We start from the raw sequence: 13,259 nt of genomic DNA on the forward strand, positions 1-13,259 counted from the left end.
CTATGTGCACTGGTATAATCATATTCGAATTCATGGAACATTGGGCTACATGAGCCCTGTTCAATATAAACTAGCTGACCTTAAAAAAGTTGTCTAGCTTTCTGTTGACAATCCAGATTGCACTTAAACAAAATAAAATTATTTTTTTGTTTTTCATCATTATCACTCCTATATTGTACCTACCCTATAATAACTTGTTTGCATGGTATATTGTTATTATGCAAATGACATAAATAGTGTAATTTATTGTATTATATCATTAGCATCTTATAAATAAATTGAATTTTCTAATTAAATCCTGCAACAATCAGTTTATAAACCATATTTACTAAAGATATGGTTTTTTACTTTGACCACTTCCACGTATTTTAAGCATTCTATGTCGGGTTGTAGTACCGCTCTGGTGCATGTCACATTCTTAGTTCAATGTCTTTTCTAATTAAACGGTATAAATGGTATACAAAAATATTGTTAAATTGGCACTTATCATATACCAATCTATTGATTATAATTTGATTTACGTTTTGAAAATGACATAACTTAAAGGAGTGTGTGGTCATGTACATCCCACCATATTTTAAAATTAAAGATCAAAAAATGATGCAAGAGATAGTTGAAGAAAATGGATTTGCTACTTTATTCTCTCAGCATATAGGTGAACCTTTTGCCACTCATTTACCTTTTATGATAGATGACAAGCATGAATATCTATATACGCATATGGCTGCTCCTAATCCACAATGGAAAGATATTGATAATCAGAATGTTCTCATAGTATTTCAAGGTCCTCATTGTTATATTTCTTCCTCTTGGTATGAAACAAAGTTAGCTGTACCGACTTGGAATTATGTTACCGTGCATGTATATGGAGTAGTAGAAATGATGAATGATGAAGAACTAATTACTTCATTGAATGATGTAGTCAACAAATATGAAGGGGAAAATAGCTCATATGCATTGCATGATGTGGATGAAAAATATTTAGAAGGCATGAGGAAAGGCATTGTAGGATTGAAGATTAAAATTATAAACTGGGAAGGAAAAGCGAAATTGAGTCAAAATCATTCCAAGGAACGAAGAAATCTCGTTATTGATCAATTAGAAAAATCTCCTCGTGTAGATGAGCAAAAGATTGCCCAGTATATGCGTCATAGTATGTAAAAGAGTTATAAAGGCGTAAACTTGTATTACATCATTTCTTCATTTTATATATATCAACTTCATATTGGTAGATGCATGCTGTGCCCAGTGACTTATCTTGTACTTTCTTTTATCGCTACTTCAAATTACTACAAAAGAATGAGAACAAATAAAGGCAAGTGTAGTTGTTTTGCATCAACCATGGAGTATCTCAGCTTCATAATTTTATTTATATTGCATTATAAATGGACAGGTTGAAGTTAAATTCAACCTGTTTTTGCGCTTGTATATCTTATTACCTAAGACGTAAATCACCTTTACTTTCAATTTTACTTTAAAATATAATATGCGAGCGCTTTCTGTACATTAAATATATTGCTATCTTTTTTGAATTGTTTTTTTAGCGGCACATCATGACTAGAAATCCAAATATTCATTTCAGAATCAAGATCAAAGCTTCCTGCCGTTTCTACACTAAAATGAGAAATGCTACTGTAAGGAATAGAATGATACTCGATTTTTTTTCCTGTTACCCCTTGCTTATCGATGAGAATCAGTCTTTTTTCAGTAAAAACAAACATATCACGAATAAGTTTGTAAGCTTTCTCTACTTTTTCTCCTTCAATCAATATATTTTCTAATTGTTTCTCTACATCACTTAACTCCACTTCTGTTGCATTTCCTAGTAAGCCACTTAAAATGCCCATTGTAAAACCTCTTTTCCAAATTAAAATGATTTCCTTTATACATATGTTTAGGTTACCACTATTTATTATTTTTGTAGATAAAAAAATACAAAAAGATGAAGTCTGCATGCAAACAGCATAATTTCTAAATCAATCATTGTAAATTGGAAGTTTTACCGTATTTGTGTCTCTGTTTTGTGCCTGTGTATACATTAGAATGAAACATTATTTCATATTCGTTTACTCTCCCTTTTCCTATATAACATGATGTAGGTAATGCGATATGTAACTCAGATAATAAAACAATATTACCCTTTAAATATAATTTTTGTTTTTCTAATAAAAAGTAATAAATATAACACTTAATATTGTTATTAATTACTACTTATAACAATTTAGTTCTTTAGTGGGATAAAATCATATGATTTTTTATCCGATATAAACCAAGAATTCAAAATTTAAATTACATAAGGTGGGATTTTTGATGTCAAGAAAAAAAGTACTTCAAATGACCTTAACAGCAGCCTTGTTGATAACACCTGTAATGCAAGTCAACGCGGAACAACTAGCAGCCGAAGCCGTGAGCGGGGAGCAAGCACTGGAAGAGATGAGCGTGGAAGAAAGTACTCATATGGAACTAGAAAGTGAACAACAAATTGGTGAAGAACTAGAAAGTGCATGGCAGACCATGAAGGCAATGCCTTTACCAAGACACGGATTCGGAACTGCTGTAGTAGATGGGAAGGTCTATGTAATTGGTGGCACTAAAGGATATTTAGGTAAAGCAAAAGGGGATGTCCAAGTATATGATCCATCAACGGATAGCTGGACAACAGCTGCCCCTATGATGACACCAAGAAAAAACTTTGCTATCGCTGAATTGAATGGAGAAATTTATACTTTTGGTGGTGGTGGAACCCAAGCGGTTCAAACGGTTGAAATTTATAATGTTGCCACAGATACATGGAGAAGCGCAGCACCGATGCCTAAAGCAAGTTATAATTCAAAAGTTGTAACATTAAATGATAAACTTTATTTACTTAATGCACAAAGAAGAAATCACTTTTTTTATGAGTATGACCCACAAACTGATGTTTGGACCAGCAAAAAATCTGCATATAATTGGACAATAGGGCGCGTCAGTCTTTTTTTATTTAATGACGAGATCTATGCTATCGGAGGTCTGACCTCTGGAAGCTATACGCACAACAAACCGATTGTGACACATATCCCACCTATTTATCATCGAACAGTGAAAAAATACAACATGGAAGAAGATAAGTGGGAAGTAGTGCCTGAAATGAAAATGTTGAAGGGTCGATATGATGTAGATACTGTAGAAGTGGATGGGAAACTCTTGCTTGTCGATGCCAAGGCTCCTGATCATTCAGCAGAACTATACGATCCAGAGCAACAGCAATGGTTTACTGTAGAGACTTTACCAGAAGCAGAGCCATTAGGAAGAACGGAAAGTATTGTAGATCATACCGATATTGTAAATGTAGACGGTCAAGTCTATGTAATAAATAAAAATTTTACAAAACATTATACCTTCGATTATAAAATCCCAGGTGCTCCAAGAAACTTTGAAAAAGTATTAGGCATAGATGATATTACGTTAAATTGGAATCCTGTAATGGGTGCTGAGACATATAGTATATATCGTTCTGATTCACCAGATGGTCCATTTACAAGTATAGCTGAAAGTGTATATAGTACAGTGTACAGCTATTCCATACCAAATGAAGACTTGTATACGCCACTTTATTATGTCGTTACAGCAGAAAATGAGTATGGCGAAAGCAAGCATTCCAATGCTATAGATTATGTGCCGAACATGCCGATCAATCTTAGTGCGGAAACCGGGGAAGATCTTGCTCTTATTAGCTGGGAGTCCGTGGATCAAAGAGAAGGTATAACGTATAACATCTATAGTCGTTTTGATGAAGAGTGGATTGAAATCGGGACGGGAATTGAAGAAAATTACTTTTTACACGAAAATTTAACAAATGAAAGAAGTTATTATTATAAAGTGCAAGCGGTAAACAGTAGTGGATCTAGTCCTATGACTGACTATGTAGGAGTGAGAACACTTGGTTGGGAAATTTTCCCTGGTCCAAGAATTCCACTTACAGTGAAAGAAGTAGATGATAAAGTTGAAATTTCATGGTATTACCCTGGTGATGCTGAACTTAACTACTCCTTACGCCGATTTAGTAGTTTTAATGATGAAGATATCATTGATTTCCCTGTCACGAAAGAATCGTTTATCATCGATGACAATGAGAAAGAAAGTGGCGAAATTTATAACTACTTCTTAATTGGTCATGACGACAATGGTTTATTCAAATTGGATACGAAAGTTTACTCTATTTTTGTAGAATAATAAACAAAGTTGAAGGGAGATAAGATGAGTCATCTTATCTCTTTCATATGTAAAATCGGATGGATCACTTTTTAGTACAAAATTCCTATTAAATAGATTTATTAAGTTTTTAAATCCAGCGTTTTATTCTTTCTCAGTAGTACCACGATATGATCGTTACGCTTTGAAACATAGTGCTCAAGGGGGATATATACTTTCGTGTATTATTCAATAAAAGTAAATATGCATCCAAAATGAAAACACAGAGGGTGGGATTTTTAATGTCAGCGAGAAAAATACTTCAATATGCTTTAACTGTATCGCTATTGGTATCGCCTGTCATGCAAGTGAATGCAGAGCAACTTGCAGCAGAACTGATAAATGTTGGACAGGTAACAGAAGAACAGCAAGAATTACAACTAGAAGATGTGAAAGAAGAAATGAATGTACAGCAGTTGGTAGAGTTGGTAGAAGAAAGTAGTGGTGAAGAACTAGAAAGTGCATGGCAGTCTGGTACACCAATGCCTACACCACGCTATGGTTTTGGTACGGCTACTGTAGATGGTAAAATTTATACGATTGGTGGGTCCACGTACGAATTAGGTCCTGCAACAGGTGTTGTTGAAGTGTACGATACAAAAACAGATACGTGGTCAACGGTAACACAGATGTTAATACCAAAAAAAGCTTCAGGAGTTGCAGAAATCAATGGAGAGATTTACGTGTTTGGCGGGGGAGGAGCACAGGCTACTAGTACTGTTCAAATTTATAATGTGAAAAAAGATGAATGGAGAAATGCAGCCTCCATGCCTCACAGCGTTTATAGCCCGAAAGTTGCTGTAGTAGATGAAAAAATTTATATCTTGGATATACCTCTAAGAAACTTTTTCTTTGAATACGATCCAATAACAGATGTTTGGACACCCAAACAATTACCACCTACGACTCGCCTTACAGGACGTGTTGGTCTTACTGTTTTTAATAATGAAATCCATGCGCTTGGAGGTCTGACTCCCGGAGGATACAGTAACGGTAATATTACTTCACCCATATATCATGATACCGTGTTGAAATATGATATGGAAAATGATCAGTGGGAAGACGTAACTGAAATGAAAATGTTGACTGGTCGTTATGAAGTAGAGGCGGTAGAAGTCGATGGAAACTTATTTCTTGTTGACGTTAGGGCTCCAGAAAACTCTACAGAAATATATGTTCCAGAAGAACAACATTGGTATAATTTAGAAAGGTTGCCAGAGGCTGAACCGCAAGGTGACGCGCTTATTGTAGATAATACGAATATTGTCCTAGTAGATGGTGAAGTGTATGTAATCAATAGATTTTTTACAAATCGATACACTTTTGATTATAAAACCCCTGGAGCTCCAAGAAACTTTAAAAAAATATTATTGGCAAATGATATTGCATTAGAATGGAACCCTGTATATGGTGCAGAGGTATACAACGTATATCGTTCATATTCACCAGAAGGACCATACACAAGTGTAGCTGAAAATGTATATGGACCATCTTACAGATATCACATACCAGATGAAGATTTGCATCTTCCGCTTTATTATGTCGTTACGTCAGAGAATAGTTTTGCAGAAAGCGAATATTCAGATGTCATAGATTACACACCCAATACTCCGATTAATGTAGATGTGGAGCCAGGAGGCGATCTTACTCTTATTACTTGGGACGCTGCTGATGATAGAGAGGGAATAGAGTATAGCATATATCATTATTTCTTAGGGGAATGGGAGGAAATTGGAAGTACTGCAGAAAATTACTTTGTGCATGAAGAGTTAATAAATTATAGAACGTATCGTTATAAAGTGCACGCGGTTAATAGTAGTGGAGTTAGTCCTAGCTCAGAAGAAGTAGAAACGAGAACAATATACAAGAGAATACTTCCAATTCCAAGGATACCACTTTCAATTGAACAAGTAGATGGTCAAGTTAAAGTCTCTTGGGAGTATGAGAATGGAAGTATACTTTATTACTCTTTAGCTCGTGGTAGTGGAGAAGAGCTTGTTACTTTCCCTATAACCACGGACTCATTCTATTTCGATGATTACGAAAGAGAAAGTGGTAAAGTATACAATTATTTTTTAATTGGTGCTGATGAAAATGGTAATTTCAAAGTCGATTCGACTGTCCATTCTATCGTTGAAGAGTGATAAATAAACATAGTGCTCAAGGGAGATATATACTTTCATATACTTCTGGTTAAAAGTAATGAAAAACTATAAATAAGAACATAGAGGATGGGATTTTTAATGTTAGGGAAAAAAACACTTCCATTTGCTTTAATTGCAGCGTTATTAGTAACGCCTGTCATGCAAGTGAATGCGGAGCAATTTGCAGTAGAAGCGGTAGGCACTGAACAAGTAGAAAAACAAGTACTTCAAGTAGAAAATGTGAAACAAATGAGCGTAGAACAATCACAACAAATGGTAGAACAACAAGCTCAAGATAATGATGAAGGGCTAGAAAGCGCTTGGCAGGCAATGGAACCTATGCCTACACCAAGACATGGGTTTGGAACGGCTGTAGTAGATGGAAAGGTTTATATCATTGGTGGAGCAAAACAAGAGTTAACGAATGCAGTGGGAGTTGTGGAGGTATATGATCCAAAAACAAATAGTTGGACAACAGCTGCCCCGATGAACTCACCTAGAAAAGCTTTTGCTACCGTTGCATATAATGAAGAAATTTATACCATTGGTGGTGGTAAAGGGAATGCGGTTAAGAAAGTTGAAATTTACAATCCAGAAACAAATACATGGAGAAATGGAACACCTATCCCCGAAGAAAGTTATAACGGAAAAGCGGTTGTATTGAATGATAAAATTTATGTGCTTCATACACATCGAACAAAATTTTTCTATGAATATGATCCTCAGAGTGATGTGTGGACAAAAAAACAATCTACTGATGCTGCAATAGGGCGCGTAGGACTTACTGTATTTGATGGTGACATCTATGCAGTTGGAGGTCTGACTCCTGGGAAATACGTACACGGAAAATTGATTCCACCGGTTTATCATCAAACTGTTCAAAGATACAACATAGTAAATGATGAGTGGGAAGAAGTACCTGAGATGAGCATGTTGACTGGTCGCTATGAAGCAGAAACTGTGGAAGTGGATGGAAGACTATTTCTTGCAGACACTAGATCTCCTGAGCATTCTGCAGAGTTGTATGATCCCGAACAACAATATTGGTTTAATCTAGAAAGCATGCCAGGTGCTGCTTCTCAGAATGGGCTTATTGTAGATCATACTGATATTGTAGCGGTGGATGGCCAAGTCTATGTGATGAATAAACAATTTTCGCAACGCTATTCTTTCCAATATAAACTTCCAGCAGCACCAAGAAATTTTGAAAAAGTATTAGGAGCAAATGATATTGAATTAACATGGCATCCTGTACTCGATGCAGTGACATATGATGTATACCGTTCTTATTCACCAGAAGGTCCATTTACTAGCATAGCGGAAAATGTATATGGCACAACATACCAATATGATATACCAGCAGAAGATTTGTATACTCCACTGTATTATGTGGTATCAGCAAAAAATAGCTATGGACAAGGTGATTATTCCAACACGATAGATTCTACTCCGAATGCTCCGATCAAAGTAGAAGTCGATCCAGGAGGAAATATGACGTATTTAACTTGGGACTCTATTGACAAAGGAGAAGATCTATCTTATACCGTATATACTTATGACGGAGACAAGTGGGTGGAAGTAGGAAGTAGTATAAAAGAAAACTACTTTGTACATGAAGGTTTAGTGAATGATAGAAACTATTATTATAAAGTAAAAGCAGTAAATAATAGCGGACTTAGTCCTGACTCTAAACAAGTAGGAGTGAAAACATTGGGTTGGAAGTTCCTTCCTGGACCAAGAATTCCACTTACAGTAGAACAAGTAGATGGAGAAATTAAATTGTCTTGGGAATATGAGGATGATAATGCGACTTACTATTCTTTACGTCGCACCAGTAGAAGCGGTGAAAACATTGCTTTCCCAATTACGACGGAAACATCCCTTATCGATGAGAACGAAACAGTAAGTGGAGAAATGTATCATTACTTCTTAGTTGGTTATGACGAAAATAATAATTTTAAATTAGATGGAAATGTGTTTTCTATCATTGCTGAATAATAGAAAATGAAAAGGATAGAAAGAGATAAGATGGTTTCATCTTGTCTCTTTTTTATGTTGAAAATAATGGGAAATATTTATTTTAATTTGTATATTCTATTAAATAGTTTTTTTGGGTCTATAAACCCATTTTTTAATCTCCATTTTCTATTTCGTAAGCCCCATAAGTAGATATATTATATGATAATTACTCCTGCAAACTAGCCCTCTAGAGGGATATAATCGTATTCTTTATCTTCCGATATAACTTATGAGAGCATCCAAAATGAGAATACAGAAGGTGGGATTTTTAATGTCAGGAAAAAAAATACTTCAAATTGCTTTGACCGCAGCACTGTTGGTGACGCCTGTGATGCAAGTCAATGCAGAACAGCTTGCAGCAGAAACGGTGAGCGCTGAGCAGGTAGTAGAAGAGACATCAATCTTTGAAGTAAATGATGTGGCAGAAATGAACGTAGCGCAATTGGAAGCAGAGAGTGATGAAGAGCTTGAAAGCGCATGGGCAGAAATGGCATCTATGCCTACAACACGACATGATTTTGGAACTGCAGTAGTAGATGGAAAAATTCATATAATCGGGGGAGCAAAGGGTACAGTAGGTAATGCTTTAGCTGTCCATGAGGTGTATGATCCAAAAACAAATACTTGGTCTACTGCTAGCCCAATGCCATCCCAAAGAAAAGCACTCGCTGCCGTTGCATATAATGATGAGATTTACACTTTTGGTGGTGGTTCTTCAACTGCCCAGCCAACGGTTGAGATCTATAATGTGGAGACAGATACATGGAGAAGTGGAACACCAATACCAGAAGCAAGTTTTAATGCAAAAGCTGTTACATTTAATGATAAAATTTATTTGTTGAATACACATCGAACTAAATTTTTCTATGAATATGATCCTCAGAGTGATGTGTGGACAAAAAAGCAGTCTACTGATTCTAAAATAGGACGTGTGGGCCTTACTGTATTTGATGGTGACATCTATGCAGTTGGAGGTTTGACTCCAGGAGAATATCGTCACGGTAAAATTATTCCTCCTATATATCATCAAACTGTGCAAAGATACAACATAGTAAATGATGAATGGGAAGAAGTACCTGAGATGAGCATGTTGACTGGTCGCTATGAAGCAGAAACTGTAGAAGTGGATGGAAGACTATTTATTGCAGACGCTAGGTCACCTGAACATTCAGCAGAGTTGTATGATCCCGAACAACAATATTGGTTTAATCTAGAAAGCTTGCCAGGTGCTATGTCTCAGAATGGGCTTATTGTAGATGAAACCGATATAGTAGCCATTGATGGTCAAGTATATGTAATAAATAAGCATTTTGTGCAACGTTATTCTTTCCAATATAAACTTCCAGCAGCACCGAGAAACTTTGAAAAAGTAATAAGAGATGGTAGCATTGCATTAGAATGGTATCCTGTACTTGATGCAGTGACATATGATGTATACCGTTCTTATTCACCAGAAGGTCCATTTACTAGCATAGCGGAAAATGTATATGGCACAACATACCAATATGATATACCAGCAGAAGATTTGTATACTCCACTGTATTATGTGGTATCAGCAAAAAATAGCTATGGACAAGGTGATTATTCCAACACGATAGATTCTACTCCGAATGCTCCGATCAAAGTAGAAGTCGATCCAGGAGGAAATATGACGTATTTAACTTGGGACTCTATTGACAAAGGAGAAGATCTATCTTATACCGTATATACTTATGACGGAGACAAGTGGGTGGAAGTAGGAAGTAGTATAAAAGAAAACTACTTTGTACATGAAGGTTTAGTGAATGATAGAAACTATTATTATAAAGTAAAAGCAGTAAATAATAGCGGACTTAGTCCTGACTCTAAACAAGTAGGAGTGAAAACATTGGGTTGGAAGTTCCTTCCTGGACCAAGAATTCCACTTACAGTAGAACAAGTAGATGGAGAAATTAAATTGTCTTGGGAATATGAGGATGATAATGCGACTTACTATTCTTTACGTCGCACCAGTAGAAGCGGTGAAAACATTGCTTTCCCAATTACGACGGAAACATCCCTTATCGATGAGAACGAAACAGTAAGTGGAGAAATGTATCATTACTTCTTAGTTGGTTATGACGAAAATAATAATTTTAAATTAGATGGAAATGTGTTTTCTATCATTGCTGAATAATAGAAAATGAAGTGCAGCCCAGCCCAGCCTTTATAGTTACAAAAAAAGTAAAAAATAGTATGCAAGAGTGAAGTTGTTTTTTTTTACATCTACTGCATCAGTTTGAAAAGAGACAAGATGGTTTTATCTTGTCTCTTTTACATGTGTACTCAGCATTACTTTGGTGTGTTGCAAGTAGAAAAAAACGTAATAAACAATGTGTGATTTGACTTTCATTTCATTTTTTTGTATTCTTGTACAGTCTTTTAATATCTTTTAATGAAAACAAGAGAATGTAGGTGGTGTCATCTTAGATGAGATATAAAAAAGCGCTATTAATTACGTTACTTTTATTTACTATAGGTAGTATGACTTTACTTATGTATTCTTTTAATGCAAAAGAGAGAAGACATATTTCTACAAATAATCAATTAACTTACACTGCTATTAGTTTTTTTGAAGATGTAAATGCAACAAGTGAACATGTAAAAGCATATTTGGAAAGTTACCATCAGCGTGATTTTTATCTCGCCCTAAGGAGTTTACATCAAGCAATGGATTCTCAATTCATTCTTTCTGCTATATTATATGAAAAGTTTAACTCAGACTTAGGTGAGAGCATTGCATTTATATCTGATTACAAGACGGAAGCTGCATTTACAAATATCTTTTTGAATGAGCAGGTTAAAAGTCCCTCCGAGTTGGATAAACAACAATTATCTAATATGATAGAACAACTGGATATTGTGACTAACATCATGGGTGAAGTGAATCATGACAATATAGAGAACATGGAAGAAAAACTGAACCTTGTACAAGACGCATTAGAAAATAGAAGCAATGATGTTAACTAAAAAATTTTGTCCTAAGTTCCTCATTGTAGAATGGGGGACTTTTTATTTGTTTTTACACAAAATAAACAATAGATTCCTCCATATGAAGGATGACTTTCAAGAAATTATGTATGATTTAATTCAAAAGGCTCCACAAGGGACACAAGGAAGTAGTATAATATATAAGATGTAAAAAAAGTAATACATTTTTAGGTCTAACGTGTAAAGAAAATTAGAAAAGTATACTCACCTTTTTTCAAGCCATATACTGTCTCATACGATATGGCATCATGGAATAAACGGTGTTTTATATCATTAGAATGAACAATTTGGAGGTTATTTTCGTTGAACATTACAATTTCAAAACTAGGTCAATATGTAGGTCAAGAAGTTACATTTGGAGCGTGGTTATTCCAAAAGCGATCCAGTGGAAAAATACAGTTTCTTCAATTAAGAGATGGGACAGGCTTTGTTCAAGGGGTAGTTGTGAAGAGCGAAGTCAGTGAAGAGACTTGGAATAACGGTAAAGAGCTCACGCAAGAAAGCTCCCTTTACGTTACTGGCATTGTACGTGAAGAAGAGCGTGCTCCTAGCGGATATGAATTGACTGTTACAGGTGTAGAGCCGATACAAATTACAGAAGAATACCCAATTACACCGAAAGAGCATGGTACTGAATTTTTAATGGATCATCGTCATTTATGGCTTCGTTCGAAAAGACAACATGCCATTATGAAAGTTCGTCATGAAGTGATTCGCGCGATGCATGAGTTTTTCCATGAAAATGAATTTGTGAAAGTGGATGCACCTATTCTAACTTCTTCCGCTGCGGAAGGAACGACAGATTTATTTCACACTAAATATTTTGACAACGATGCGTATCTTTCTCAAACCGGTCAGTTGTATATGGAAGCTGCTGCGATGGCGCTTGGTAAAGTGTATTCTTTTGGACCAACCTTTAGAGCTGAAAAGTCTAAGACTCGTCGTCACTTAATTGAGTTTTGGATGATAGAACCAGAGATGGCGTTTATGGATCATGAACAAAATCTTGAGGTGCAGGAACAATTCGTAGCGCATGTCGTTCAATCTGTAATAAAAAACTGCCCATTAGAGCTAAAGACACTGGGTAGAGATATTAGTAAATTAGAAAATATTACAGCACCATTCCCACGTATTACATATGACGAAGCGATTGCCTTTTTACAAGAAAATGGTCATGAAATTGAGTGGGGAGAAGACTTTGGTGCTCCGCATGAGACGGCTATTGCAGAGCATTATGATAAACCTGTCTTTATTACGCATTATCCTGCGGAAATAAAAGCTTTTTATATGAAACCAGATCCGAACCGTCCTGAAGTAGTGTTGTGTGCGGACTTAATTGCTCCAGAAGGTTATGGAGAAATTATCGGGGGAAGTCAGAGAATTGATGATCCGGAATTGATGGTTGAACGTTATAAAGAACATGATCTTACAGATGAATCTTATCAGTGGTACATGGATTTACGTAAATATGGCACGGTGCCTCATTCTGGATTTGGGCTTGGATTGGAAAGAACAGTAGCTTGGATTACGGGAACGGAACATGTTAGGGAATCCATCCCATTCCCACGTTTGCTTAACCGTCTTTATCCATAGTACGTTACATGGTAAACAAAAGAATAGGTTGCTACAAAAGAAATAGGGTGGTACAGCAGGTGAAATACGCTGTTACCACCCTATTTTTTGATGCTTAACATGCCTTGTATAAATTGTCATAGGTGAATATCATTTGTGTGTACGTTTGAATATATTATGTTGATAAAAATATATTCAGAATGGTGGTTCAAGCAATGTCAGATGAATGTAACAGAGTAGAGAATGGATTTTGTTCCAACAGTGTAGGACTGAATACAACCACAA

The 13,259-nt window shown here is 35.7% G+C and carries 9 protein-coding genes; 8 read left to right on the top strand and 1 reads right to left on the bottom strand.

Features of this window, described 5'->3' with window-relative positions; translation table 11 throughout:
- The first annotated feature begins 4 nt into the window (after positions 1 to 4).
- Both D1Z92_RS17910 and D1Z92_RS16775 read left to right on the top strand, forming a co-directional pair.
- Positions 5 to 97, top strand: a complete 93-nt coding sequence (locus D1Z92_RS17910; RefSeq protein WP_370741244.1) for an IS3 family transposase — start codon at positions 5 to 7, stop codon at positions 95 to 97.
- 461 nt (positions 98 to 558) lie between these two features.
- Positions 559 to 1,161 (top strand): FMN-binding negative transcriptional regulator, encoded by a 603-nt coding sequence (locus D1Z92_RS16775; RefSeq protein WP_128896837.1) that lies wholly within the window; start codon positions 559 to 561, stop codon positions 1,159 to 1,161.
- Between the two features lie 308 nt (positions 1,162 to 1,469).
- Here D1Z92_RS16775 and D1Z92_RS16780 read toward each other — a convergent pair whose 3' ends face one another.
- Complete coding sequence (locus D1Z92_RS16780) at positions 1,470 to 1,847, bottom strand: PH domain-containing protein (RefSeq protein ID WP_128896838.1); 378 nt, start codon at positions 1,845 to 1,847, stop codon at positions 1,470 to 1,472.
- Between the two features lie 463 nt (positions 1,848 to 2,310).
- Here D1Z92_RS16780 and D1Z92_RS16785 point away from each other — a divergent pair, with 463 nt between their 5' ends.
- The 6 genes from D1Z92_RS16785 (at position 2,311) to asnS (ending at position 12,995) form a co-directional block, all read left to right on the top strand.
- On the top strand, positions 2,311 to 4,212 hold the full coding sequence (locus tag D1Z92_RS16785) for a kelch repeat-containing protein (RefSeq protein WP_128896839.1): 1,902 nt from the start codon (positions 2,311 to 2,313) through the stop codon (positions 4,210 to 4,212).
- Between the two features lie 260 nt (positions 4,213 to 4,472).
- A complete protein-coding gene (locus tag D1Z92_RS16790) occupies positions 4,473 to 6,374 on the top strand; it encodes a fibronectin type III domain-containing protein (protein WP_164931687.1) in 1,902 nt (633 codons plus the stop codon).
- Positions 6,375 to 6,473: 99 nt separating this feature from the next.
- A complete protein-coding gene (locus tag D1Z92_RS16795; RefSeq protein ID WP_164931688.1) occupies positions 6,474 to 8,372 on the top strand; it encodes a Kelch repeat-containing protein in 1,899 nt (632 codons plus the stop codon).
- A gap of 292 nt (positions 8,373 to 8,664) precedes the next feature.
- The gene (locus D1Z92_RS16800; RefSeq protein ID WP_164931689.1) at positions 8,665 to 10,548 is read left to right on the top strand and encodes a Kelch repeat-containing protein; all 1,884 of its coding nucleotides are present in this window, start codon (positions 8,665 to 8,667) and stop codon (positions 10,546 to 10,548) included.
- A gap of 293 nt (positions 10,549 to 10,841) precedes the next feature.
- Complete coding sequence (locus D1Z92_RS16805; protein ID WP_128896843.1) at positions 10,842 to 11,381, top strand: hypothetical protein; 540 nt, start codon at positions 10,842 to 10,844, stop codon at positions 11,379 to 11,381.
- Between the two features lie 324 nt (positions 11,382 to 11,705).
- Positions 11,706 to 12,995, top strand: a complete 1,290-nt coding sequence (gene asnS / locus D1Z92_RS16810; RefSeq protein ID WP_128896844.1) for an asparagine--tRNA ligase — start codon at positions 11,706 to 11,708, stop codon at positions 12,993 to 12,995.
- The last annotated feature ends 264 nt before the right edge of the window (positions 12,996 to 13,259 follow it).

Source organism: Longirhabdus pacifica (assembly GCF_004115085.1).
Lineage (GTDB): Bacteria > Bacillota > Bacilli > Paenibacillales > DSM-105158 > Longirhabdus > Longirhabdus pacifica.

Excerpts from the sequence above, each read along its gene's own strand:
- D1Z92_RS16790 (WP_164931687.1), top strand. The coding sequence starts at position 4,473 with ATGTCAGCGAGAAAAATACTTCAATATGCTTTAACTGTATCGCTATTG.
- D1Z92_RS16775 (WP_128896837.1), top strand. The coding sequence starts at position 559 with ATGTACATCCCACCATATTTTAAAATTAAAGATCAAAAAATGATGCAA.
- D1Z92_RS16800 (WP_164931689.1), top strand. The coding sequence starts at position 8,665 with ATGTCAGGAAAAAAAATACTTCAAATTGCTTTGACCGCAGCACTGTTG.
- D1Z92_RS16795 (WP_164931688.1), top strand. The coding sequence starts at position 6,474 with ATGTTAGGGAAAAAAACACTTCCATTTGCTTTAATTGCAGCGTTATTA.
- D1Z92_RS16785 (WP_128896839.1), top strand. The coding sequence starts at position 2,311 with ATGTCAAGAAAAAAAGTACTTCAAATGACCTTAACAGCAGCCTTGTTG.
- D1Z92_RS16805 (WP_128896843.1), top strand. The coding sequence starts at position 10,842 with ATGAGATATAAAAAAGCGCTATTAATTACGTTACTTTTATTTACTATA.
- D1Z92_RS16780 (WP_128896838.1), bottom strand. The coding sequence starts at position 1,847 with ATGGGCATTTTAAGTGGCTTACTAGGAAATGCAACAGAAGTGGAGTTA.